This window comes from Leptolyngbya subtilissima AS-A7 (assembly GCF_039962255.1).
Classification (GTDB): domain Bacteria; phylum Cyanobacteriota; class Cyanobacteriia; order Phormidesmidales; family Phormidesmidaceae; genus Nodosilinea.
Map to the genome: position 1 here is coordinate 70,703 of NZ_JAMPKY010000011.1, position 22,793 is coordinate 93,495.

The window sequence follows — 22,793 nt, forward strand, 5'->3', positions numbered from 1 at the left end:
CTGAGCATTTCTCCGTCGGAGACGCTTCGCGAACAATCTCACAGCTCCCTCACTTTCCCCATGCCCCATACCCTAGACCAGCTCAATGCCATGGCTGAGGCTGACTTTGTCGCTGCCATCGGCCCTGCCTTTGAAGAAACGCCCGCGATCGCCGTCCAGGTCTGGCCTTTGCGTCCCTTCGTCTCTGTAGCCGATCTTCACCAGCACATGGTTGCTATTGTGCGAACGATGTCTGCTGCGAACAAATTGGCCTTGATCAACGCCCACCCCGACTTAGGCACAAGGGTTACCATGGCCGCAGCCTCGGTGTCAGAACAGAGCAAAGCCGGGCTTAATAGTCTCACTAACGAGGAATATCATCAGTTTCAAGCCCTTAATCAGCAGTACAAAGATAAATTCGGCTTTCCCTTCATATTGGCAGTGGCAGGGCATAGCAAAACCTCAATCTTAAAAAACTTTGTAGAAAGATTACGCAATTCCACGGATGTAGAGATGTCTGCTGCTTTACTGGAAATTGAGAAAATAGCCTTGTCTCGCCTCGATAGCTGGATTGTGTCTGCTTAAGCTTCTAAGAGGTTGAAGGATTCAATATAAGAACTTTATAAAACAGTTGGGCATTGCAGGAATGATTAAGATTGCGTTTTCTACGTAAGTATCGGTATGTACTGACGGGGTTAAGCGTGATAACTTTGGCAGAGTCTTAACCAATCCTGTAGTGAGTCATGACGGGCTGCCCATGTGCATAGAGCTAATCTGTAGTTTTGCTCCGGTCAGCTAGTACGGTGACCGGGCAAGTCATTGATGAGCTTATGCCTAACTGTAGTCAACGTTGTGACAGCCGTAGGCTTTTGCAGCTTCGGCGGCCTATTTGGAAAAGTTCAACGATAAAACCTAAGCTTTCCTTGACCCTATAGTCAGGCGAAGCACCTCAAATGCTTATGCTTGCCCTTACGCTAAGGATAGCGCTTGAATATCTTTGGAGACACAGAGCCATGGGTTTTACTTTCCACGCCGAGCTAGCCTTTGAAATACCTATTTATGCAGCTATAGACCACAGATTTAGGATGGGCAGTTCGTTACACACTTAGTCTCTAAAAAGTCTCTTTTGACGGGCTCGAAGAATCACCCTTCTAAGACTTTTGAAGATTACTTGAGAAGATACGATCGCATTAAATTCCACTGCTCACCTATAAATCCTATGGTCAATCCGCCATGACATCCTTACCCAGTCAACCCAACAGCTCAAAATTTCACGTTTTAACCAGCACAAAATTTGACTTCGAGCATTTCGTTACCCGCGCTGCTCTGGGTCAAGGGCCGCGGCACACTATTTGGCAGCTCAAAGAGAGACTCAATGCACAGGTCCATCAACCAGATTTTGAAGATGACAGTCTGGTTAATGGCCTCGATAAACTTCTTTCTAAAATAATTGGCAGACCGCATCAGTGGGCTTTAGCCAGACAGGTTTTAGCTCAGACCAACTCCGATGATGTTGTCTACTGCTGTGGCGAAGATGCTGGTCTACCCCTAGCCCTGCTGGCATTATTCAAGAAAAACCGACCTCGGTTAGTTGTCAATGTGATGTGCCCAGAGCGGTGGCGACCCAAACTGCTGCTCAAATGGTTGCAGCTGCATCGCAATATTGATGCATTCACTGTAAACACGACTCTGAAAGTCCAAACTCTAAGAGACATGCTCAACCTAGCTGAGGATGGCGTGACTTGTTTGGCCGAGCAGACCGACAAACAGTTCTTCTACCCTGAACCTGGCACAATTGAAAAGCATCGTCCCTTGATTGCTAGTGCTGGCTTGGAGCAGCGAGACTATGTCACTCTTGCTAATGCTACTCACCAGTTAGATTTAGACGTCAAAGTCTGTGCTGTATCACCCAATGCCACCTCCAAAACGCGGTGCAGAATTCCTGAGCAACCGCCCCAAAACATGGAAATGCGGTATTTCGACTGGGTTGAGTTGCGCGATCTTTATCGCAGTGCCGATATTGCCGTAGTTAGCCTAATCAACAATACCTATGCCGCTGGTCTGACGGTTTTGATGGAAGCAATGGCTTGCCGTCGACCGGTAATCATTACCAAAACTGTAGGATTGGCCACAGAAATGGCTGAGAAAGGTCTCGTCTGGGGCGTACAACCCGACTCCCCTGAAGAGTTAAAGGCCGCCATCGTACACGTCTTAGGCCACCCTGAGGAGGCGAGTGCTAGAGCAGAGGCAGCTTATCAGCACTATTTGGAAAACCACACAAGTGAGCAGCATGTTGAGCAGGTATCCCGATTGCTGCAGCGGGTTGCCAACAGCACAATGTCAGACCAGCCCATGGTCATACGAGCAAAACCAGTTTGATCGTTTATCTAGCAGTAGTCATTGCCACAAGTTTGTCCAATTAATGGGCTGGTCGCGCTGAGCTAGGGCAATCAGCCGACTAGAGAATAGGGGATGTAGAGTTTGATCTACGTCCCCTATTCTGTATTTCTATTGGTGGACTATCTGCGGAAAATTGGTATTCCTCTAGACTGATCTGACTAACAATAGTTCTGGGTCAGGTGAGGAACGTTATAGGATTTAACGATGTTACTGAGTAAAAGCTTTAACTTGGTTTCTAGTCTATACTGTGCGCTGGAGCAGTCAGATCGATACGGGTGCTGATATATAGGTGGAGCCTTACCTTAGTGATTCTCTAGCATCAAACAATGCCTTCCACAAGGATCTGGCTTAAGCATGGTTTATCGAAAAGCCGTTAAAGATTTTCCTGGTAGGCTGTCAGTGTTTTGAGAGTCATAGGCTGACGTCAACAGTTTTTTGCCGCTTGTCAATGAGGTTATGACCATGAAATGGGCGATCGCTGCACCATTTTTTGATATTGATAATATCGATACTGCCAACTGGTTAGAGCCTTTTGTGCCAGGCGATGCCCACGAGTTTCAGCTCATTCCGCGACAAAAACCGCTGCCAAAATGGCACGATCGCAAGTCTAAATTTACGCCAATTGACGACTGGCTTGTCTACATGAGACAGGCCGCTGACGCACTTAATTCAGACGCCGATGGAATTATCACCGTATTCCCTCAGGTGGCTTCGGCGGTGGGTTTACAGCAAAAGCTGAGATTCTCCAACAAGCCTGTAGTCGCATGGCTTTTCAATGTGGGCACCTGTAGAACAGGTCTGCGTCAGAAGCTTGCCCGAGCTAGTCTGAGCCAAGTTGATCATTTTGTGGTGCATACCCGCAAGGAGATTGAACTTTATAGCCAGTGGCTAGGATTGCCCGCCAATCGGTTTGAGTTCTTGCCCTATCAGGTGCCCGAGATTCCCATTGAGTATGAAGAAGAGCGAGAGACTCCCTTTATTGCCTCCCTTGGGTCTGCCCATCGCGATTTTCCCACTCTGTTTGAAGCGGTTAAAAAGCTCAATATTAAAACTGTAGTGGCCACTGGCCAGGGTGCTGTTGAGGGTCTGACGATTCCTGAGCAGGTGGAACTGCCCTTTGGCATTAGCAAGGAGGAGTGCTTACGTCTAGGTCAGCAGGCTCGACTAAACGTTGTGCCGCTACAGCCCAAAGAGGGAGTTACGGCTGCCGGACAAGTTACTTTAGTAGAGGCCATGATTATGGGCCGACCGCTGATTGTCACAAACTTTTATGGGGCCGAGGATTACATCATCCATGGCGAAACCGGGTGGTTAGTCGAACCCAACTCCTTAGAGAGCATGACCGAGGCCATCGACCTACTCTGGCACGACGATGCTCTGCGCCAGAAACTTGGTGAGAATGCCCGCGCCTACGCCAAGGAGCATTTTTCTGATCCCTGTGCTGGTCGCCACCTAGAGCGCATTCTCAACGAAGTAGCCGAAAACCGAAATACACCGGCCCACGCAAAGCTACAGTGGGCTAAATAGCTCAAAGTTACTGAGCGTTTCAGACTGCGCGCTCCAAACCGTGAAATGGCGTCTGCGCTTCTCACCAACCGGTTACTCGATCTGGAGGGTGCGCAGCCGATTAATAGCTGCCGCTAGCTCTAAACCTCGAAACCAAACCAGGTCGCCCATAGGCCATTCGGTCAGGCAGTCTAGCCCATACTGATCGATGTCGGCCATGACTGCGGTGATGACCTCAAACAGCGATGTGGTTGAGGTCATGTGGTAGCGCTGAGCGTAGACGATCGCCGCCGCGATCGCCCGCACTTGGCCTGGCTCCACTAACTGCTCCACCGCTGATAAATCAATCGCTTCGGTGCCAATCTGGAGCTGCTCGACATCCCGTGCCCTGAGCTTGACGCTGTGGCGGCCTTTGCTGGGGTCAATGCTGTCGGGTCGAATGACTCGCGGTGCGAGGGCGCCGAAGCACTGGCCGCCTTCGCGATCGCGCTCTGTCTCGAACTCTGCCGCGATTGCCTTGGCTTGCTGAGTCACATCCCGAGGGCAAAACTCGTCCATGGCGATCACAGTGTCGGCCACATCGAAGTAGTCGCCGCTGCCCCCCATCACCAGCACGGTGGAGATGCCGTAGTCGGTGAAGAGCTGCCACACCTTGTCGATGAAAGGGGTAATGGGCTCGCGATCTTTGGCGATTAACGCCTGCATTCTGCGATCGCGAATCATGAAGTTCGTCGCTGAGGTGTCTTCATCCACCAGCAGCACCGTTGCTCCTGCCTCGATCGCCTCAATCGTGTTAGCCGCCTGGGAAGTGCTGCCACTGGCGTTGGGCGTTGAGAAATTCTGCGTCGATTTGCCCTGGGGCAGGCTGCCAATAAAGGGCGAAATATCGACCCCGGCAATGCTGCGGCCATCCTCCGCCCGCACCTTCGCTGCCGTCGGGTCGGTGACCACCTGGTGCCGCCCATCGCTGGGAACGTGGTTATATATCCCCGCTTCAACGGCCCGTAGCAAGGTCGATTTGCCGTGGTAGCCGCCCCCCACAATCAGCGTAATGCCTCTGGGAATGCCCATTCCGGTAATCTCTCCTGTATGGGGACAGCGCAACGTTACCCGCAGCGATTCCGGAGATGTAAAGGGAACCGCCTGATCCTCCAGTGGGTGATCGTCCACACCGCTGCGCCGGGGCAGGATGGCGCCATCAGCAATGAAGGCCACTAGGTTGTGGGCAGCGAGCTGCGATCGCAGCTCCTCGGCATCCTCAACTGTATTGATGTGGTGCTGAAGCTTCGCTCCATCCAATGCGTTATAGAGCAAAGTTTCCTCAACCAAAGCAGGAACAGACTCGCACAGTAACTCCGCTGCCTGCCGCCCCGCAATCCGCCGCCCAAAGGCAGGTAAACCTACAGTAAACCGCAACTCCACGACCTCCCCGGTCACCCTAGCCGCACTGCGGTTGAGAATGGCCTGGCTGGGACGCACAACACCAATCAATCCACTTTTGCCCGAACCCGATGAGCGCTGGCGAACCTGAGTTGCCCAGTAAAACTCACGGGTGAGATAGTCTGCTAAGGCGATCGCCCGACAGGGCAGTTTCCACAGTTGCCGAGGGAACCCTGATACCACCTGCGGCACCACTACCCGCACTCGACTTGGGGCTGCAAAGGGATCGCCCTGCACATGGTCAATGTGCAACACAAATTCCCCAAAGGCATACTTTCCCTTCAGCCCCTTATATGCGCCATAGCTCTGGCCATCGAGCCGATGAAGCTGATCGTAGAGGTCGTCTTGAGTCGCCATAGTACATAGTGGAGAAGCCACCGACCCAAGTACTCTACCGCACCCGTTCTTCTAGAGAGACCCTACTAATCCCTCCACTCCCCCCATACCCCTTGACAAGCTCTGCCCCCGCCCAGAACCCCAATCGTTTTACCTGCCTACCCATCCACCCGCCTACCCATCCACCCCCTCCGCCCCACCATCGCCACCGCTACCTCCATCGCCGCCGCCATGCTGCTAGCATCAGCGATCCCCTGCCCAGCAATATCAAACGCCGTACCATGGTCAGGCGACGTGCGCACAAAAGGCAGCCCCACGGTCGTATTTACTGCCCGATCAAAGGCCATCAGCTTCACTGGAATCAGTCCCTGGTCGTGATAGAGAGCTAGGTAGGCGTCGTGGGCCGTCTCCACCGCCCTCCCCTCGGTGCCAAACCAGGCCTGCCCAGGGCGCACCCACATCGTATCGGGGGGAATTGGGCCATCGATCTGTATCTGGGGGTAGCGCTGGCGCTGAGCCTCAAGCCAGGGGATCAGCCAGTCCACCTCTTCGTGGCCTAATTGCCCACCTTCGCCGCTGTGGGGGTTGAGTCCTGCCACGGCAATGCGAGGCTGCGTCAGGCCAAAGTCTTGCTTCAGGCTGTGGATCAGCAGATCGAGCTTTTGGTTGAGCAGGGCTGGCGTCAGCGCCTCAGGTACCTGGCGCAGGGGAATGTGGGTAGTGGCCAACAGGGCGCGCAGCCACCAGTCGGTATGGGGCGACTGAGCCACAAAGGCCATGCCAAACCGCTCGGCTTTGGCCCCCTCAGCTAAAAGTTCTGTCTGTCCAGGGTAGTGGTGCCCAGCCGCTTTCCAAGCTGATTTGGCGATTGGTCCCGTGACGATCGCATCGTACTGCCCCGCTACAGCCCCCTCAATGGCGGTCTTTAGATAGGCAAAACTAGCTGCCCCAGTAGCGGCGCTGGCCTGGCCGAAGGTCACCGTTTCTAAAGGCAGCGGCGGCGAAATATCTACAAAATCTAGGGAGTCTAAGTCTGGCAGCGGCCCGGCGTAGGAGGATTGCTGAAGGGCTACCAGGGTTTGGTGCAGAAGCGATCGCGTGCCCAGAATGGTGACAGTTGCGATCGCAGACCAATTCCTCGCTCCCAGCGCCTTGAGCACCACTTCTGGACCGATGCCCGCCGGGTCGCCCAGCGGAATTGCCAGCCGAGGGAGCGGCAAAGACAGGTTAGAGACCGAAGTCGCAGGGGTAGTCATAGCGCAGGGGGTGATACCAAACTGGTCTAAAATGAGGGCGGCCAGGGGATAAGCCAATCTCCGGCGGGCTGGGCAACTGGCTCAATTACTATAGTGCTGTGGAAGGAGAGCGTATGGGCGGCGAAATTTTCAATACGGCGATCATTATCTTTACCCTGACCCTATTGGGCCTGGGGATTGGGTTTTTGCTGCTGCGGGTGCAGGGCGGCGAAGAGTAGATTTGGCTTCAGGGGTGTAACCAGTGGAGCCATCTGATATTCTTAGAGGAAGTTAAACTTTTGTATCAATTCCCTCATGAAAGTATTGGTCGTTGGCGCTACTGGCACCCTTGGCAGGCAAATTGCCCGCCGTGCCCTGGATGAGGGGCACGAAGTCCGCTGCCTGGTGAGGAGCGCCCAGCGAGCCGCTTTTTTGCGAGAGTGGGGGGTAGAACTGGTGCGGGGCAACCTCTCCAGGCCTGAGACTCTGCCTCCGGCCCTGGAGGGGGTTGATGCGGTAATTGATGCTTCTACAGCCCGACCTTCCGAGTCGGTGCTACAGGTAGACTGGCAGGGCAAAGTCAACCTGATTAAAGCCACCCGCGACGCTGGCGTCAAGCGATTCATCTTTTTCTCTATTCTGAACTCCGAAAAGTTTCCCCACGTGCCGCTGATGAACGTTAAGCGCTGCACCGAGAAATTTTTGGCCGAGTCAGGGCTCAGCTACACCATCTTGCAGCCCTGCGGCTTTCTCCAGGGGCTAATTGGTCAATACGCCATCCCCGTGCTCGAAAAGCAGCCGATTTGGGTCATGGGCGAAGCCGCCCCCATCGCCTACATGGATACCCAAGATATTGCCCGGTTTGCGGTTAGGGCGCTGTCCGTGCCCGAAACCGAGAACCGTAGCTTTCCTCTGGCGGGCACCCGCGCCTGGGGGGCCTACGAAATCATGCGCCTGTGCGAACGCAAATGCGGTCAAGAAGCCAGGGTCTCGCGCATTTCCCTCGAGTTGCTGCGGGCAATTCGCAAGGTTGCGCAGTTCTTTCAATGGGGCTGGAATTTTGCCGATCGCCTCGCCTTTGTAGAAGTGGTCGCCGGCAGCCAACCCCTCGATGCTCCTATGGATGAGGTTTACCAAGTGTTTGGTATTCCCAAGGAGGAAATCACCACCCTCGAAGACTATATGCAAGAGTACTTCAGCCGTATTATGAAAAAGCTGAAGGAACTCGACTACGACAGCGAAAAAGCCAGCAAGAAGAAGCTGCCCTTTTAAGTCGTTGCTTTGGGCACGTTCACTGGGAAGGCTGCATCGGCCTCAGCTAGTCACTAAAACCTAAATCCATCTCAGGTAGTCGCCAATCGAAAGACCCACTGAAGCAATCAGTGGGGTTGCTGGTCAACTGGTGGATTGTCTAGCAGCCCAGCTTCTCGCACTAGGCGCGGCCAGAGCAGCAAGAAAAAGCCCATCCACACACCAATGGGAACTGCAACAAGGGCCGTCAGCCAAAGACGATGGAGCAACAGCCAGCTGCCGCTCACGATCGCAACCCCTGTCAGCACAATCGACCAGGGCTGACACCACCAGGGTTTCAGCTGCCAAGCGCTAGTAATAGGCGGTGTTTCAGTCATTAGGATGCTTCGGGCTGACAGCGATCGCACACACCCCGCACCGTCACCTCATAGCCCTCGACTTGCCAACGGGGGCTAAGGGTTTGCAGGTTGACGTTGCCCAGGGTTTCCCAAGGAATGTCGGCGATCGCCCCACAGCTTTGACAGCGAAAGTGGTGGTGAGGCCCAATGTTGGCGTCGTAGCGGCATACCCCCTCTTCAAGCAGCACTTCGCGGACGAGGTTGGCACCACGCAGCGCTTGCAGCGAACTGTAGACCGTCGCCTGAGACGACGTTGGGGCGCTTTGGTTAAGGTCGTGAAGAATATCGTCGGCGGTGGGGTGGTCGCAGCGACCCAGCAGGTTGGCATACACGGCAAAGCGCTGGGGAGTGACACGCAGCCCCCGAGACTTCAACATAGTGACGATTTGATCGGCTTGGGACAACATTTTCCCTGGCTCCGGAACTTCAGCGCTACGACTCTGCCAAACACCAGCTCAGGCTGGACATACTACAGTAGCCTACGTTTAACAGGTTAACATTCCGATCTAAGAATTAGTCTGATTTCGTAAAGAAAATGATTTTTAAGCTAATATACTTATTGAAGATTTCTTAACTCGGAATTATTCTGGGTTAAGCAGCGAAGGCTGGAAACGCAGTTAACTGTTGTAGAACTACGAAAGAGGTAATTATGGTTGCAATGCTTGCTACTGGGCGCGTACCTGACGTCGTCTTTAAGACCCGTGTGCGGGATGAGTCTGTGGGCGGGTCCAACCCCTACCGCTGGCAAGACACCACTACCAGCGATCTCTTTGCTGGTAAGAAAGTAGTGGTGTTCTCCCTGCCCGGCGCTTTCACCCCCACCTGCTCCTCCAACCACCTGCCCCGCTACGAAGAGCTGTATGAAGAGTTCAAGGCCCATGGCGTTGATTCCATCATCTGCGTCTCAGTAAACGACGCCTTCGTCATGTTCCAGTGGGGCCAAAAGGTTGGCGCTAAAAACGTCTTCCTGCTGCCCGACGGCAATGCCGAGTTTACTCGTAAGATGGGCATGCTGGTTGACAAATCCAACCTAGGCTTTGGTATGCGCTCCTGGCGCTACTCCATGCTCGTCAACGACGGCGCTATCGAAAAGATCTTCGTTGAGTCTGACTTTGGCGACAACTGCCCCATCGACCCCTTCGAAGTGTCTGACGCTGACACCATGATGGCCTACATAAAAGGCACCGAGGCAACTGGGGTGTCTGAGCCTCGTTTGGCCTTCGTGGGCTAACGCCCCTGTCTCATCTCACCTCAGTGAGCGTTAGGCAAAGGGGATTGTGCAATCCCCTTTGCCTTTTTAGATCGGGGTTCCTAGCCGACCTGAGGGCAGAATTATTCCCTATCGGTCACGAGTCTTGAGTATCCAAACCAATAGCCCTCACCTCTGCCTTGATTGCAGAGAGCAGGTATGCAGGGGTCCTTACGGAACTTCCCAGCTACTGTCCTAGATGAGTTCTGGCAAGGTTCAGGCCTTACTCAGTAAACACTCTGTCAATTTTCATCTTGATGCTTACAGAACCTTTTAGCTTAGAAGGGTGGTTTTATCCATCGCTGCCCAGGCTCGATTGCAGTCCTTTCGCTCAGTTGCCGCTATGAAACTCTCCCGCAAAAATCTACACGAACGCACCGATCAGGTTTATGACGCCATCGTTGTCGGCGGTGGTATGGGAGGGTTGTCAGCAGCTATTTATCTGGCCCGCTATGGCCTCAAGTGCCTAGTGGTGGAAAAGGGTAAGGGGCGATCGCTGTGGATGCAGGAAGTGCGCAATGTGGTCGGAGTCAGCCCCGACACCCCCGGGCGCGAAATGCTCAACCACGGTGTTCAGCAGTCAGTCGATTGGGGGGCAGACTACCTCCGCGGCTACGTCGAAGACGTGGTCGATGAGGGCGACCATCTAGCGGTGCAGGTCAAGGTGGGTAAAGTCGACAGTGTTTACCCCGTATTTCGCGCCAAGTACCTAATCGCGGCCTCGGGCGTGATTGACGTTCTGCCTCAGCTCGACGATATGCAGAACGTCTATGACTATGCAGGCTATACCCTGCATGTCTGCATGATCTGCGATGGCTTCGATATGTGGGATCAAAAAGCGGTGCTGATTGCCGGCAAAGAGTCGCAGATCAACGCGGCCTTTGTGCTGGATTGGTTTACCCCCTACATCTCGGTGCTCACCCATGGTCTCTGCACCGTTGGTGATGAAATGCGGGCTAAGCTGGCCGACTACGGCTACCCCCTTTACGAAGCACCGATCGCTAAGTTTCTTGGCGAGCACCACAAGATGAGTGGCGTAGAGCTGACCGACGGTACTGTGGTCGAAGCCACCACTGGTCTAGTTAACATGGGCTCGATTTACCATAACCAGTACCTCAAGGGCATCTCAACCCTAGAGTGGGATGGTGAAAACCTGGTGACCAACACCATGTGTCAAACGACCCACGATCGCATTTTTGCCATTGGTGACCTCAAGCAGGGCTTGAACCAGGTCTCGGTCGCTATAGCCGACGGCACCCTGGCCGCCACTCAGATCTGGCGCAACATTCGCCGCGCCAGCCCCCCGCGCAGGTGGGAGGAAAATCTGGTCAAAGAAGCGATCGCCTCCTAATAGGATTCACCAACATCATCAAGCAAAGGCCCCTCTTCTATCAGGAGAGGGGCCTTTGCTTGTGGCTTTGAGCCATGGCGTTGCTGAGCAGAGCGTCTAAACGAGGTAGGGATTGACGATACTGGGGACTATCTCTGCGGCTACTGTCGTGACACGGAGCGATTCTAAGCCCCAAGTTGGGTCACCGTATTCAATGGGGTCGTCCTGATGCCCGAGTATCGATGATGCCTTCAGAGAACTGTCCTCACAGCCTCTCCACTGCAATACCACTTTCTAAAAGCGCCATTTAACAGTCGCGGTTCTCGATCGCACCGTCGGGCATGGTGGTATTGCAAAACTGCACCATGCTGCGGTTGACGCCACGCAGATTAGCGCCTTTGAGGTTGGCCCCCGTCATGTTGGCGGTACCGAGGGTGACGCTGAGCATGACCGCACCACTCAGATTGGCATCGGTGAGATCGGCGTCAGTCAGGTTGGCCTGGGTCATCTCCACGTTAGAGAGGTCGGCACCGGATAAATTGGCGTTGGGCAGATTGGCACCGTTCATTTGAGCCCCGACTAGGTTGGCACCGCTGAGATTAGCGCCTTCCATATCGCTGAGCATGAGGTTGGCGTTGCCCAGGTCAGCTCCAGCCAAATTGGCCCCAGTGAGCACCGCAATCTTGAGATTGGCCCCGGCTAGATCGGTGTTGCTGAGCTCGGCCTCATTGAGAATGCACACCTGGCACTTTTTAGTTTCGAGCAGCTTTTGCACGTCGTCGGGAATGGCGGCTTCGGCGGGGGCAAAGCTCAGGCTCCAGAACATGAGGGCAAGGGCCAGCATGGCTGTCAAGCGTTTCATAGTCGGCAACAATCCTGTAAGGCGGGTCTTGGTTATTCTCCCATTCAATGGCATACCTGGGGGGTAACCGGAGCAGCTAAGGGGGTGGCTCTAGAAAGCCGATCGCCCCAGCCAAAACAGCTCGGGCTGGGGGTTATGGCGGCATGGGGGCCAGTAGCGCAGCGCCTCAGCATCGAGCTGGGGTGACGGCATCGGCAGATCTTGGGCTAGGCACAGGTGAGCGATCGCGCGGCTAAACTCGGCCCCATGCCCTGGAATTCTGGCGATGCCGTGGGCCAGCTCATGGGCCACCAGCCCCGGCCAATCGGCGAGCACAATGCGGCCCGCGTCAACCATCAGCGTAATGGGGGCGGAGCGATTCTCCCCCAGAGCTGGTTTCGACCCATCACAGCAAAATCCATCTACCCCTGCCTGGGGCGCGATCGGGGCCGCAAAAATTTGCATGTTGGGAGACAAAGCTGTCTCAAAACACCCCATTAGGTCGCGCAAAATGGCGTTGAGCTGCTGGTTTACCCGGTGAATGTGCTGACCAATCCAGATTAAGGCTTCCCCAGGGGGGTCAGCTACGTGGGCTAAGGCAATCCAGCTGGGTTCGACCGACAAATCGCGCAGCAGGCTTAAATATTGCGTAGCTCGCACCACGGGGTCAGCGCCGCTAGCTGGAGCCTGTTGCCAATAGATAGCCTGGTGAACCTGTTGATCAAAGGAGGCATCGTTGGAACCTAGCTGGGACGGAGGCTCGTTCCAGCTAGGTTTCCGCTCGCGTTGCGAATCGCTGACCATGGGGGAATAATTGAAAACCGGAGCAGTAGGCAAAATTTTCCCACAGGATCTCTGCGATCGGTCAGCAACGAACACTTTAAAGCCGCTATTTTCGTTAGGTTAAATAAGAATTCAAGGCAATAGCTTCGACGTCGCCACCCCTCTGGCAGACAGGATCTAGGCTAAAAATCTATCCGAATAACAGCCCTCAAGCACAAAAATTTCCTCCGTCAACGGGGCAAAGTTATATATTTAATAAAGAACCTTTGGTAAAACGCAGCACTCCTCCCCACGATTCATGGTTGCCACTCCCAGTCTCAGCACCTTTAGCCAGCGCCCCCGCAACGGGGATGCGGAAACGCTGAGAAAAATTTTCGGCGCTGTAGATGCAACCAGCTGCCCCTATACCTACAACTTTCATATGCACACCGCTTGCTCCGACGGCAAGCTCACTCCCGCTGGCCTCATGGAGCAGGTGGTTGATATTGGCCTCAGCGCCTTTGCTATCACCGACCACCACACCGTCAAGGGCTACCAGCAGGCCAAAGCTTGGCTAGAAGATTGGCAGTGGCGCCACCCTACGTCCCTCCGCAGCCGTCAGCGAGGCAAAGGCGGGGCTGTGCCGCGGTTGTTTACCGGCGTAGAAATCACCGCTATTTTAGTTGAAACCGAGGTGCACATCTTGGGCTATGGCTTTGCGCCTAGTCACGATGCGATTGAGCCTTACCTGCGAGGTTACGCGCCCCGAGGTGAGGCCAAACTTGCGGTTGCCGTCATTGCGGCAATCCAAGCGGCGGGTGGGCTAGCGGTGCTGGCCCACCCTGCTCGCTACCGCACTTCGGCTAAAACCTTGGTGCCCATCGCGGCGGCCCTCGGCATTGATGGGGTTGAAACCTACTACGCCTACGCCAACCCCGAACACTGGGCTCCCTGCCCTCGCCATACCCCCACTATTGAACAACTGGCCCAAGACCATAGCCTGCTGACCACCTGCGGCACCGACACCCACGGGCCAAACTTGCTGCGGCGACTGTAGTTTTCCAGGGTCACCTACTCTGGGCTCAAGCCTGCAATTAATCACGAAACTGACCGCAGAAGACAGCTACGGCTCGATGCAGCAAACTGCTCAGAAGGCCCGTCCGCAATGACGACGATGGGGAAATATAGAGGGCGATCGCCGCACAACGGCAGCTGGGCGAGTCACAGCGATCGCTAATTACCGCCGAAACACGAACAAGTTGCCCGTGGCACCGCGCCCAAATCGCAGGTCTTCGTCCAGATAGGACGTGATCCACAGCGCCTCTTGGCGAAGAAATTCGAGCACCGGCACGGTAATCTGGGGCAGGTGCAGCCCAGCAATTCCCAGCAGGCGGGTGGCTTGCACCGTAAAGGCCCCAAAGCTAACGCGAGCACTTTCGCCTTCTTCATAGGGCTTCCAAATGCCCTGAGCCGTGGCAGTGAGTTCGCCAAAGAAGGGTAGAGATAGCACAGCGCCATTTTCGGTGGCAATGCCAGCCCCGTTGTCTTCGGAGTCAGTCAGCCGCTGCCACACGCGCTGAATGCCCACCGGCAGCGGAAACTGCCGACCCAGGCGGCGCGTGACCACCGTGCCCCGCGAGGCATAGACCAGGGCCCAGGAGCCCAGCAGCATGGGCCAATGCTCTGGCCGTAGGGGCTGGTCGATGGGGTTGAGGGCTTCCAGTTCGCAGATAATCTGGTCAATGGCGGGATGCTCTACGGGCAAGATAGCATCCTCAATTTCTAAGGCACCAATGCTCTGGAGCAGCTGAGTTTTAAGCTGATGGCGGCGAGTCTGAAGAGGAGTCATTGCAGCAGGGAAATGAAGGGAATGGGGCCTAACATAGGCTGAGCTTAGGATACCCGGCGCAGTCAGACAGGTTTCTCCAACGGCAGCGGCAGATTGCGAATGGAGAAATCGAGCAGCTCCATGGGGTGAAAGAGTGGGACAGCACGCGCTTGCCCAGCCATGTGCTGCTGAATTTGCAGTGAGCAGCCGGGGTTGGACGAGGCTACCAATGTCGCGCCGGTGTTCAGCAGATTTTTTACCTTCATCTGGCCCAGCTCTGCGGCCACGTCGGGGTGCAGCATGTTGTAGACTCCGGCGCTGCCGCAGCAGAGGGCCGCATCAATGGGTTCTCGCAGGGTGACGCCGGGAATTTGTTTGAGTAACTGACGAGGTTGAAAACTAATCTTTTGACCGTGGAGCAGGTGGCAGGCGTCTTGATAGACGATGGGTAAAGCGCCTGGGGTGATGGGATGCAGTGGTGTTGTTAGCCCCACCTGGGCGAGGAATTCCTGTACGTCGCGGACTTTGGCCACAAAGGCTTGGGCGCGATCGCGATACTCCGGGTCATCCTGCAAGATGTGGTGGTATTCCTTCAAGGTGTGGCCGCAGCCTGCGGCGTTGATCACAACGTAATCAACCTCGGCGGCCTCGAAGCAGTCGATCATGCGGCGGGCCAAGGTTTGGGCCTGGGCCTCTTGCCCCTGGTGGGCGGGCAGCGCCGCGCAGCATCCCTGCTCGTGGGGAATCACCACCTCGCAACCGTTGGCGCTGAGCACCCGCGCCGTCGCCGCATTCACGTCGGAAAAAAACACCCGCTGCACACAGCCCAGCACCATGCCCACTCGGTAGCGCTGGGTGCCCACGGCGGGAATTAGCTCGGGTAGGTCATCTTGAAAGCTCTCGGCGGTGATCGGCGGCAGCAGCGATTCCATAGCCGCTAGGCTGGGAGAAAGTTTGGTCAGCAGCCCGGTTTTCTGCACCAGCTTAGAAATTCCTAGCTTTTGATACAGATACAGCGGCCCAGCCATCGCCCGTAGCCGAGTGGGGTAAGGGAACAGGCTGAAGATCAGCGATCGCACCAACCGTTCCGGCAGGGGTCGCTCATGGTTACGTTCTACCTGGGGTCGCACCGCTGCAATCAGTTGGTCGTACTGCACTCCCGAAGGGCAAGCCGTGGTGCAGGCCAGGCAGCCCAGGCAAGAGTCAAAATGTTTTGCCGAGGTGGCCGACAGAGGCGCTTCGCCGGTGTTGATGGCGTCCATCAAATAAATTCGGCCCCGGGGTGAGTCCATTTCGGTACCGAGCACACGATAGCTGGGGCAGGTGGTGAGGCAAAACCCACAGTGCACACAGGCGTCGATCAGCCTGGGGTCAGGGGGATGGTGGGCGTCAAAACCATCAGGACTGGGGACGGAAGCGAGGGGGGCAGGCGACTCTGACGTAGGCATGGAAACCCAGGAAACAGCACTCTTTCAGCCTAACGCGATCGCCCTCTGATTAACCTTGGGACAGTGAAAATCCCGTAATGATCAGCATAGGGACAAACAGAGGAAATTTGGGTGAGAGGTCCCGCAAATTTCCTCTGTAGGCATTGCTTTAAAAAGCCCCCTGAAAACGAGGACAGGCATGGTAGCCAGAAGCCTAGGCTTAATCTATTCCGCGCAGCTTGCGGGTATTGTCGTACAGGCTCTGAGCCAGGCCGTCCAGCCGCTGGGAGAGTTTTTCATCGACAATCTTGCCCTGGTCGTCAAAGGCTTGCCAGGCCTGGCCGATCGCTACCTGTTCAGGCACCACCCAGGTGTGTACCCAGCGCAAAATCGTGCGCAGATCGTTGAGGGCATTGTTGTTTGACTGACCGCCAAGAATGCTGACTGCCCCGGCTACTTTGCCATCAAGTTGGTCGAAACTCATCAGGTCGAGCGCGTTCTTGAGCACGCCGCTAACGCTGCCGTGGTACTCGGGAGTAACCAGCACAAAGCCGTCAGCGTCGAGAAACGCCTGGCGCAGACGCTCGACATCGGGGTGGTCAGGGTAATCTTTGCCGCCGTGGCAAAGGGGTAGGTTCATCTCACGTAGGTCGAGTTGCTCAACCTCGGCTCCTAGAGCGCTAAGGCGATCGCATACCAGCCCCAGCGCTAACTGACTGTATGAATTGGGTCGCAGACTTCCAGCAATACCGACAAACTTCACCACTGCATACCTCCTATTCGCTTAAACGTAATCGTAATGACTTCAGGTTAGTAGGAATTGTCACGATTTGTCAACTGCTCTGTGCTTTCTGAACCGGCCCTACAGAGTTCTTCCTCAAGAAAACGGCCCCTGACAAAACGGCCATGCCCCGCGGTTAATCGGCTATAGTGACGGCAAATTACCCTGCCGGTTGCCTTGGGCAAACCCTCATCAGACTCCCTCGAATGCGTTCGAGCCGTTGGTCCGCCGCTGGCGATTCCGACGGCCGTTCCCCTGGCCCCGCTCACCATTGGGGGTGAAACAATTCCCCTGGGCAAGCGGGTGCGGCTTGACCTGCCGGTGGCCCGCCTGACCACCGGCACCATGATGTCGCTGCCGGTGACGGTGATCAGCGGCAAAAAGCCGGGGCCGCGCCTGTGGCTCAGCGCCGCCATCCACGGCGACGAGCTCAACGGGGTCGATATCATTCGCCGGGTTGCTAAGTCGCTCAGGCCCAACCGTCTGGCCGGCTCAGTGATTGCGGTGCCGGTGGTGAATATCTTTGGTCTGCTAGAGCAATCGCGCTACCTGCCCGATCGCCGCGATCTCAACCGCGCCTTCCCCGGCTCGGCGCGAGGCTCCATGGCCAGTCGGCTGGCGAATTTGTTTATGAAAGAAGTGGTTAGCCAGTGCACTCACGGCATTGACCTGCACACGGCAGCTATTCACCGCGTTAACTTGCCCCAGGTGCGGGCCGACCTTAACAATCCAGCTACCTACGACTTCGCCAGAGCCTTTGGGGCACCGGTGATCATCCATGCCTCCCACCGCGATGGCTCGCTGCGTCAGGCGGCGGCAAAGCGCAAAATTCCCACCCTGCTCTATGAAGCGGGCGAGGCGCTGCGGTTTGACGAAGCCGCCATACAAACCGGGGTTGATGGCATTTATCGAGTGCTGGCCTACCTAGGCATGTATACGCCGCCGGCTATGGCTCAGCCATGTACTTTAGAGGTGCACGATACCCGCTGGGTCCGCGCCTCGCGCGGCGGTATCTGGCACCGATCGGTTTCTCTAGGCGACGAAGTCAAGCAGCGTCAGCCCATGGGCTTTATCAGCGACACCTTTGGCGACAAGCCGGTGCAGGTGCGCAGCCCCATGGATGGCATTGTCATCGGCCACGGCCAAAACCCGCTGGTCAACCAGGGTGATGCCTTAGTCCATGTCGCCAGCGTGAGGGCAGAGATTGAGCAAGAACAGTAGGATGAGCAAAGCGACGCCTGCCCATCCGCCCAGCTATGCAGCGATTTACTCAGCTTTTTCAGGATATAGATGCGACCACCTCGACGAACGAAAAGGTGCGATCGCTGCAAGCTTACTTTCAAGAGGCTGAACCCGCCGACAAGGTCTGGGCGCTCTATCTGCTGCTGGGCAAGACTCGCCGCCGCATAGTGACCTCGCGGATGCTGCGGGACGTATTTTTGCAGATTTCCGACATTCCCGAGTGGCTGTTTAAGGACTGCTACGCCCAGGTGGGCGACTCGGCGGAGGTGATTGCCCTGCTGCTGCGGGATGTAAATTTACCTGTCCGTGGGGGCGCAGCCTGCTGCGCCCCCACCCCAGGCCATGCTGAGAACCAACCTCCTTCGGCCCCTATCCCCCTGCATCAGTGGATGGAGGAGGTGATTCCCATGTACAAGGCGATGGAGACCGACGATGAACGGCGCGATTTGATCGTCTCCTGGTGGGCAGCGCTGAATAATACCGAGATCTTTGTGCTCAACAAGATTCTCACTGGGTCCTTTCGGGTTGGTGCATCGGCAAAACTGGTGATCAAAGGCCTCGCCGCCGCCACGGGCGTTTCCGAAGCCGTACTGGCTCACCGCCTGATGGGTGACTTTGGCCCTACGGTCGAGTTCTACACCAGCTTGACCAATGAAGAGGCCACGCAGAATGCTCCCAGCCAGCCCTACCCGTTCTTTTTGGCCACCTCTTTGGACGAAGAAAAATTCCAGGGCGAAAACTTCTCTCGCTGGCGGGCGGAATGGAAGTGGGATGGCATTCGCGCCCAGGTGATTAAGCGGGATGACCAGGTGTTTGTCTGGTCGCGGGGCGAAGACCTGGTCACAGACCAGTTCCCAGAAGTGGAAGCGATAATGGCCACCTTCCCCAACGGCATTGTGATGGACGGGGAAATTCTCTGCTGGCAAGACGGCATGCCGCTGTCGTTCAACCATCTGCAAAAGCGCCTAGGCCGTAAGAAAGTCAGCAAAAAGGTGATGGACGAGAGCCCAGTGCACTTCATTGCCTACGATTTGCTGGAGTACGGCGGCATCGACATCCGAAAGAAGAGCTGGAGCGATCGCACCCAATCCCTCTCTACCCTGCTGGCCGTGCACACCGCCCCCAACCTGCACCAGTCTGTCCCCCTTGAGTTCCAGTCCTTTGCTGAACTGGCGGCACTGCGCCAAAACTCTCGTCAGCAGGGGGCCGAAGGGCTGGTGGTGAAGGCGATCGATAGCCCCTACCTAGTGGGCCGCAAGCGCGGCTACTGGTGGAAGTACAAGGTTGAGCCCATGAGCCTCGACGCGGTGCTGATCTACGCCCAAGCGGGCAGCGGCAAGCGGGCCAACCTCTTCACCGACTACACCTTTGCCCTTTGGCAGGGCGAGAATCTAGTGCCCTTCACCAAAGCCTACAGCGGTTTAGACAACGCCGAAATCGACGCGCTAGATAGATGGATTCGTCGACACACGACGGAGCGGTTCGGGCCAGTGCGATCGGTCGAGCCGATTCACGTCTTTGAAATTGGCTTTGAAGGCATTGCAGAATCGACTCGCCACAAGTCGGGTATTTCTGTACGCTTTCCCCGAATTTTGCGCTGGCGGAAGGATAAACCTGCGATCGAAGCCGATACATTAGAGTCGGCTAAGGAGTTGCTATCAGCTTTTCAATAACAATCAGGAAGTTGAAGATAGTCTCTTGGCGTTTAACGTCACGCGTTATAAACTTGAGTGAGTGATGTGACTCCCGAACGTTGATACGAAGTTTTAGAGATAAAGAGACTCAAAAGATTTTCGAACGTCAGCGCTCGCGCAAACTGCCGGTGAATATTCAGCAAGTTGCACTACGAAAGTTAAGAATGCTCAATAATGCGGAAACCCTCAAAGACCTCCGCATACCGCCAGCGAATCGATTAGAACGTTTGGTTGGTAACAGGGCTAATCAGTACAGTATTCGCATTAATGATCAATGGCGAATTTGCTTTGTCTGGCAAGACGGTGAAGCTTTGGATGTGGAAATTGTTGATTACCACTGAGATCGAAACATGACAGAAGAGAAGCTCAGACCCATTCATCCTGGCGAGGTGCTTTTAGAAGAATTTCTCAAGCCGATGAACCTCAGCCAAAATCAAATTGCTTTGGCTTTGCGAGTTCCCGCTCGCCGAATTAATGAAATCGTTTTGGGGAAGCGGCGAATTACCGCTGATACTGCTCTGCGACTAGCCCGCTATTTTAATACATCGCCCCGGTTCTGGTTGGGCTTGCAGATGGATTACGACCTAGATATTGCTCAGGATGAAATCGGCGATCGCCTTGAACAAGAAGTAGTCGCATTGATTCAGGCTTGATGGGATTGGGAAGCTGCTTTAGCCACCAGGTAGACCAGGGGCGATCGCCACTGCACCGTCTGCCCCTGCAACTGCCGCTGACAACTCTGCTGAATGGTCGCAACATCTTTCTCAGACAGGTGCTCCACTAGCTGATCGCGATAGCTGGGTGGGGTACCGCCTACCGCAAACCACCGCTGCAACAGCGCAGAAGACACATAGATACTGCTGTGCAAAACATCCTCCGTGAGCTGGACGGTGAAGCCTGCTTTGAGAAAGAGGGTTTGTAGGGTATCGGCTTGCCAGTTGAAGCGGGGATCAGTAGTGGAGTGGGCGATCGCATCTTCCGCCTGGTGCCAGCGCTTGACCAAGGCCTTGCTCAAGCCCGGGACATCCACCAGAGCCGAAATCCGCTGGCTGTGGCGAGGGATGGTTTCGGCCAGCACTACCACGCCATCGGGAGTTAGCAAGTGCTGCACAATCTCGATAAATCTGTCTCGGTTTACCACTTGCCCAAAGGCATTGCGGCCCACAATGCGCTCAAAGCGAACGCCTGGCGTGTGGGCGGCAAGATAAGCTGCCAGGGCTTCGTAGTCAGCATGCACAAATACGGGGCGAATCAGTTCGGGCAGTTGAGCCGCCTGTTCCTCCAGCGCTGCCTGGTCTTGGGCAGTGTGCACGCGGGCGTAGACGCCGCCCTCGGGTACCCGGCGCAAAGCTTCCCAGGTGAGCAGTCCCGTACGAGCGTTAAGGTCGAGAATGCGGTGGTGGCGCTGGGGTAGGGCCAGAGCAAAGACGCGATCGCGCACCTCCCCCAGCTGTTCGCCCGCCTGGCTGAGGGTGCGCTGCAGCCAGCGATCGCGGGCCGGGTCATCGGGGCTGTAGGTGAGCGCTTCGGGTAACGCACCGCCGCCATCCACCATTGCCGCTAGCTGAGCCTCGCGCCGTTGGGCCACCTGGGTCTGAATCGATGCCTCGTAGCCCTGATTTGACGGTTGGTAAAACACCTGCCCCTGCAAGCCACTGGGTAAATACTGCTGCTCGACCCAGTGGTCGCGGTAGGCGTGGGGATACAGGTAGCCTTTGCCGTGGCCAAAACCTTTGCTGTCGCGATTGCCATCTCGCATAGGGTTGGGCACCTCGCGCTCGCGCTCCTGCTCAATAGCGGATAGGGCATCGAAAAAGCCCATGGTGCTGTTAGATTTAGGGGCTGTCGCTAAATACAGCGTCGCCTGGGCTAGGGGATAGCGACCCTCGGGCATGCCCACCCGGTCGAAGGCGGCGGCACAGCTGGTCACCACCGTCACGGCGTGGGGGTCGCCCAGGCCAATGTCTTCGCTGGCCAGAATCACCAGACGGCGAAAGATGAAGCGGGGGTCTTCGCCTGCGTAGACCATGCGGGCCAGCCAGTAGAGTGCCGCATCGGGGTCAGAGCCGCGCACGCTTTTGATAAAGGCGCTGATGGTGTCAAAGTGAGCGTCGCCCTCTTTGTCGTAGAGCACCGCCCGCTGCTGAATCGATTCTTCCGCCACATCTAGGGTGATTTGGATTTGGCCCTGCTCGTTGGGAGGTGTGGTTTCGACCGCTAGCTCCAGAGCGTTGAGTAGGGCGCGGGCGTCACCGTTGGCCACATTTACCAGGTGGTCGATCGCGGCCGGTTCAAGCTGAATGGGGCGATCGCCGTAGCCCCGCTCTTTGTCCGCCAGCGCCTGCTCTACCACCCGGTACAGATCTGCCGACTCCAGCGGCTTGAGCTGAAAAATGCGCGATCGGCTGACCAGCGCCTTGTTAACCTCGAAGTAGGGGTTTTCTGTCGTCGCCCCAATTAAAATTACTGTGCCGTTTTCCACCCAGGGCAGCAGCGCATCTTGCTGAGCTTTGTTGAAGCGGTGCACTTCATCGATGAACAGAATCGTGCGCCTGCCGTACTGGCCGCGCAGATCTTGGGCCGATGCGATCGCCTCGCGAATATCCTTCACCCCCGCCAGCACCGCGTTTAGCGCAATGAAGTGGGCGCTGGTGGTGTTGGCAATGATTTGAGCCAGGGTGGTTTTGCCCGTGCCTGGCGGACCAAAAAAAATCAGCGACGACAGCTGGTCGGCCTGAATCGCTCGCCGCAGCAATCGCCCCGGCCCCACTACGGCATCCTGACCAATGAATTCGTCCAGCGTTCTAGGCCGCAGCCGTGCCGCCAGGGGGGCATCCCGGCCAATCTGCTCCTGGCGGCTGTGGTCAAAGAGATCCATTGGATGAGGGCGAAGTAGGGCTAGTAAACACCAATTTACTGGCATTACCAGCCCAGTCTTTCTATGGTATAGCCCTAAACGCTAGCTCTTCTACAGCGATTCGATGAATATGAATCGTTGTTAGTTCGTTGGGGAGTGACCGCAAAATCCCTCAAAATGTGAACATTGCTTCTGAGAGTTTGAAAAGCTCTGTTTTTATAGCAAAAGTGAAGCTCC

The 22,793-nt window shown here is 55.8% G+C and carries 22 protein-coding genes; 12 read left to right on the top strand and 10 right to left on the bottom strand.

Annotated elements, in window-relative coordinates; all coding sequences use genetic code 11:
* The first annotated feature begins 60 nt into the window (after window positions 1–60).
* The 3 genes from uraD to NC979_RS21525 all read left to right on the top strand — a co-directional run bounded on the left by uraD (window position 61) and on the right by NC979_RS21525 (window position 3,906).
* Window positions 61–564 (top strand): 2-oxo-4-hydroxy-4-carboxy-5-ureidoimidazoline decarboxylase, encoded by a 504-nt coding sequence (gene uraD / locus NC979_RS21515; protein WP_190515825.1) that lies wholly within the window; start codon window positions 61–63, stop codon window positions 562–564.
* 648 nt (window positions 565–1,212) lie between these two features.
* Window positions 1,213–2,358 carry a glycosyltransferase gene (locus tag NC979_RS21520; protein WP_190515827.1) on the top strand — a complete coding sequence of 382 codons (1,146 nt, stop codon included), beginning with the start codon at window positions 1,213–1,215 and terminating at the stop codon, window positions 2,356–2,358.
* Window positions 2,359–2,835: 477 nt separating this feature from the next.
* Window positions 2,836–3,906 (top strand): glycosyltransferase, encoded by a 1,071-nt coding sequence (locus NC979_RS21525; protein ID WP_242023881.1) that lies wholly within the window; start codon window positions 2,836–2,838, stop codon window positions 3,904–3,906.
* Window positions 3,907–3,978: 72 nt separating this feature from the next.
* On the opposite strand, the gene NC979_RS21530 is transcribed toward NC979_RS21525, so the two are convergent.
* Window positions 3,979–5,682 carry an ABC-ATPase domain-containing protein gene (locus tag NC979_RS21530; protein ID WP_190515829.1) on the bottom strand — a complete coding sequence of 568 codons (1,704 nt, stop codon included), beginning with the start codon at window positions 5,680–5,682 and terminating at the stop codon, window positions 3,979–3,981.
* 137 nt (window positions 5,683–5,819) lie between these two features.
* A complete protein-coding gene (pdxA, locus tag NC979_RS21535; RefSeq protein ID WP_190515832.1) occupies window positions 5,820–6,917 on the bottom strand; it encodes a 4-hydroxythreonine-4-phosphate dehydrogenase PdxA in 1,098 nt (365 codons plus the stop codon).
* Between the two features lie 113 nt (window positions 6,918–7,030).
* Between pdxA and petM the strand changes: the two genes are divergently transcribed.
* The gene (gene petM, locus NC979_RS21540) at window positions 7,031–7,135 is read left to right on the top strand and encodes a cytochrome b6-f complex subunit PetM (RefSeq protein WP_073610864.1); all 105 of its coding nucleotides are present in this window, start codon (window positions 7,031–7,033) and stop codon (window positions 7,133–7,135) included.
* A gap of 76 nt (window positions 7,136–7,211) precedes the next feature.
* On the top strand, window positions 7,212–8,168 hold the full coding sequence (locus NC979_RS21545) for an SDR family oxidoreductase (protein ID WP_190515835.1): 957 nt from the start codon (window positions 7,212–7,214) through the stop codon (window positions 8,166–8,168).
* A gap of 107 nt (window positions 8,169–8,275) precedes the next feature.
* Here NC979_RS21545 and NC979_RS21550 read toward each other — a convergent pair whose 3' ends face one another.
* Together NC979_RS21550 and NC979_RS21555 are read right to left on the bottom strand one after the other, a co-directional pair.
* Window positions 8,276–8,524: a DUF6737 family protein gene (locus tag NC979_RS21550; RefSeq protein ID WP_190515837.1), complete on the bottom strand. Its 249-nt coding sequence runs from the start codon at window positions 8,522–8,524 to the stop codon at window positions 8,276–8,278.
* Window positions 8,524–8,952 (bottom strand): Fur family transcriptional regulator, encoded by a 429-nt coding sequence (locus NC979_RS21555; protein WP_190515840.1) that lies wholly within the window; start codon window positions 8,950–8,952, stop codon window positions 8,524–8,526. The genes NC979_RS21550 and NC979_RS21555 overlap by 1 nt, the downstream gene beginning before the upstream one ends.
* Window positions 8,953–9,194: 242 nt before the next feature.
* Between NC979_RS21555 and NC979_RS21560 the strand changes: the two genes are divergently transcribed.
* Window positions 9,195–9,776, top strand: coding sequence for a peroxiredoxin (locus tag NC979_RS21560; protein ID WP_313887093.1), 582 nt, complete (start codon window positions 9,195–9,197; stop codon window positions 9,774–9,776).
* A 361-nt stretch (window positions 9,777–10,137) separates the two neighbouring features.
* Window positions 10,138–11,145, top strand: coding sequence for an NAD(P)/FAD-dependent oxidoreductase (locus NC979_RS21565; RefSeq protein WP_190516270.1), 1,008 nt, complete (start codon window positions 10,138–10,140; stop codon window positions 11,143–11,145).
* Between the two features lie 286 nt (window positions 11,146–11,431).
* On the opposite strand, the gene NC979_RS21570 is transcribed toward NC979_RS21565, so the two are convergent.
* Together NC979_RS21570 and NC979_RS21575 are read right to left on the bottom strand one after the other, a co-directional pair.
* Window positions 11,432–11,986 (bottom strand): pentapeptide repeat-containing protein, encoded by a 555-nt coding sequence (locus tag NC979_RS21570; protein ID WP_190515842.1) that lies wholly within the window; start codon window positions 11,984–11,986, stop codon window positions 11,432–11,434.
* Between the two features lie 90 nt (window positions 11,987–12,076).
* Window positions 12,077–12,769 carry a hypothetical protein gene (locus tag NC979_RS21575; RefSeq protein ID WP_190515847.1) on the bottom strand — a complete coding sequence of 231 codons (693 nt, stop codon included), beginning with the start codon at window positions 12,767–12,769 and terminating at the stop codon, window positions 12,077–12,079.
* A gap of 277 nt (window positions 12,770–13,046) precedes the next feature.
* Here NC979_RS21575 and NC979_RS21580 point away from each other — a divergent pair, with 277 nt between their 5' ends.
* On the top strand, window positions 13,047–13,784 hold the full coding sequence (locus tag NC979_RS21580) for a PHP domain-containing protein (RefSeq protein WP_190515849.1): 738 nt from the start codon (window positions 13,047–13,049) through the stop codon (window positions 13,782–13,784).
* Between the two features lie 180 nt (window positions 13,785–13,964).
* On the opposite strand, the gene NC979_RS21585 is transcribed toward NC979_RS21580, so the two are convergent.
* From NC979_RS21585 to NC979_RS21595, 3 genes are all read right to left on the bottom strand, one after another.
* A complete protein-coding gene (locus tag NC979_RS21585; protein ID WP_190515852.1) occupies window positions 13,965–14,576 on the bottom strand; it encodes a PAP/fibrillin family protein in 612 nt (203 codons plus the stop codon).
* A gap of 62 nt (window positions 14,577–14,638) precedes the next feature.
* Window positions 14,639–16,003, bottom strand: a complete 1,365-nt coding sequence (locus tag NC979_RS21590) for a (Fe-S)-binding protein (RefSeq protein WP_190515855.1) — start codon at window positions 16,001–16,003, stop codon at window positions 14,639–14,641.
* A gap of 199 nt (window positions 16,004–16,202) precedes the next feature.
* Complete coding sequence (locus NC979_RS21595) at window positions 16,203–16,748, bottom strand: NAD(P)H-dependent oxidoreductase (protein WP_190515858.1); 546 nt, start codon at window positions 16,746–16,748, stop codon at window positions 16,203–16,205.
* A 192-nt stretch (window positions 16,749–16,940) separates the two neighbouring features.
* Here NC979_RS21595 and NC979_RS21600 point away from each other — a divergent pair, with 192 nt between their 5' ends.
* The 4 genes from NC979_RS21600 to NC979_RS21615 all read left to right on the top strand — a co-directional run bounded on the left by NC979_RS21600 (window position 16,941) and on the right by NC979_RS21615 (window position 20,352).
* Entirely contained in the window at window positions 16,941–17,984 is a 1,044-nt protein-coding gene (locus NC979_RS21600) for a succinylglutamate desuccinylase/aspartoacylase family protein (protein ID WP_242023882.1), read from the top strand.
* A 35-nt stretch (window positions 17,985–18,019) separates the two neighbouring features.
* Window positions 18,020–19,678: an ATP-dependent DNA ligase gene (locus NC979_RS21605; RefSeq protein ID WP_190515860.1), complete on the top strand. Its 1,659-nt coding sequence runs from the start codon at window positions 18,020–18,022 to the stop codon at window positions 19,676–19,678.
* 80 nt (window positions 19,679–19,758) lie between these two features.
* Complete coding sequence (locus tag NC979_RS21610; RefSeq protein WP_190515862.1) at window positions 19,759–20,040, top strand: type II toxin-antitoxin system RelE/ParE family toxin; 282 nt, start codon at window positions 19,759–19,761, stop codon at window positions 20,038–20,040.
* 9 nt (window positions 20,041–20,049) lie between these two features.
* Window positions 20,050–20,352, top strand: a complete 303-nt coding sequence (locus NC979_RS21615; RefSeq protein ID WP_190515864.1) for a HigA family addiction module antitoxin — start codon at window positions 20,050–20,052, stop codon at window positions 20,350–20,352.
* Here the strand turns inward: NC979_RS21615 and NC979_RS21620 are convergent.
* Entirely contained in the window at window positions 20,343–22,577 is a 2,235-nt protein-coding gene (locus tag NC979_RS21620) for an AAA family ATPase (protein ID WP_190515867.1), read from the bottom strand. The two genes, NC979_RS21615 and NC979_RS21620, sit on opposite strands and share 10 nt — an antisense overlap.
* Window positions 22,578–22,793: the final 216 nt, after the last annotated feature.

What these genes read in the sequence shown, in the direction of transcription:
- uraD (WP_190515825.1), top strand. Translation starts at nt 61, where the DNA reads ATGCCCCATACCCTAGACCAGCTCAATGCCATGGCTGAGGCTGACTTT.
- NC979_RS21520 (WP_190515827.1), top strand. Translation starts at nt 1,213, where the DNA reads ATGACATCCTTACCCAGTCAACCCAACAGCTCAAAATTTCACGTTTTA.
- NC979_RS21525 (WP_242023881.1), top strand. Translation starts at nt 2,836, where the DNA reads ATGACCATGAAATGGGCGATCGCTGCACCATTTTTTGATATTGATAAT.
- NC979_RS21530 (WP_190515829.1), bottom strand. Translation starts at nt 5,682, where the DNA reads ATGGCGACTCAAGACGACCTCTACGATCAGCTTCATCGGCTCGATGGC.
- pdxA (WP_190515832.1), bottom strand. Translation starts at nt 6,917, where the DNA reads ATGACTACCCCTGCGACTTCGGTCTCTAACCTGTCTTTGCCGCTCCCT.
- petM (WP_073610864.1), top strand. Translation starts at nt 7,031, where the DNA reads ATGGGCGGCGAAATTTTCAATACGGCGATCATTATCTTTACCCTGACC.
- NC979_RS21545 (WP_190515835.1), top strand. Translation starts at nt 7,212, where the DNA reads ATGAAAGTATTGGTCGTTGGCGCTACTGGCACCCTTGGCAGGCAAATT.
- NC979_RS21550 (WP_190515837.1), bottom strand. Translation starts at nt 8,524, where the DNA reads ATGACTGAAACACCGCCTATTACTAGCGCTTGGCAGCTGAAACCCTGG.
- NC979_RS21555 (WP_190515840.1), bottom strand. Translation starts at nt 8,952, where the DNA reads ATGTTGTCCCAAGCCGATCAAATCGTCACTATGTTGAAGTCTCGGGGG.
- NC979_RS21560 (WP_313887093.1), top strand. Translation starts at nt 9,195, where the DNA reads ATGGTTGCAATGCTTGCTACTGGGCGCGTACCTGACGTCGTCTTTAAG.
- NC979_RS21565 (WP_190516270.1), top strand. Translation starts at nt 10,138, where the DNA reads ATGAAACTCTCCCGCAAAAATCTACACGAACGCACCGATCAGGTTTAT.
- NC979_RS21570 (WP_190515842.1), bottom strand. Translation starts at nt 11,986, where the DNA reads ATGAAACGCTTGACAGCCATGCTGGCCCTTGCCCTCATGTTCTGGAGC.
- NC979_RS21575 (WP_190515847.1), bottom strand. Translation starts at nt 12,769, where the DNA reads ATGGTCAGCGATTCGCAACGCGAGCGGAAACCTAGCTGGAACGAGCCT.
- NC979_RS21580 (WP_190515849.1), top strand. Translation starts at nt 13,047, where the DNA reads ATGGTTGCCACTCCCAGTCTCAGCACCTTTAGCCAGCGCCCCCGCAAC.
- NC979_RS21585 (WP_190515852.1), bottom strand. Translation starts at nt 14,576, where the DNA reads ATGACTCCTCTTCAGACTCGCCGCCATCAGCTTAAAACTCAGCTGCTC.
- NC979_RS21590 (WP_190515855.1), bottom strand. Translation starts at nt 16,003, where the DNA reads ATGCCTACGTCAGAGTCGCCTGCCCCCCTCGCTTCCGTCCCCAGTCCT.
- NC979_RS21605 (WP_190515860.1), top strand. Translation starts at nt 18,020, where the DNA reads ATGCAGCGATTTACTCAGCTTTTTCAGGATATAGATGCGACCACCTCG.
- NC979_RS21615 (WP_190515864.1), top strand. Translation starts at nt 20,050, where the DNA reads ATGACAGAAGAGAAGCTCAGACCCATTCATCCTGGCGAGGTGCTTTTA.
- NC979_RS21620 (WP_190515867.1), bottom strand. Translation starts at nt 22,577, where the DNA reads ATGGATCTCTTTGACCACAGCCGCCAGGAGCAGATTGGCCGGGATGCC.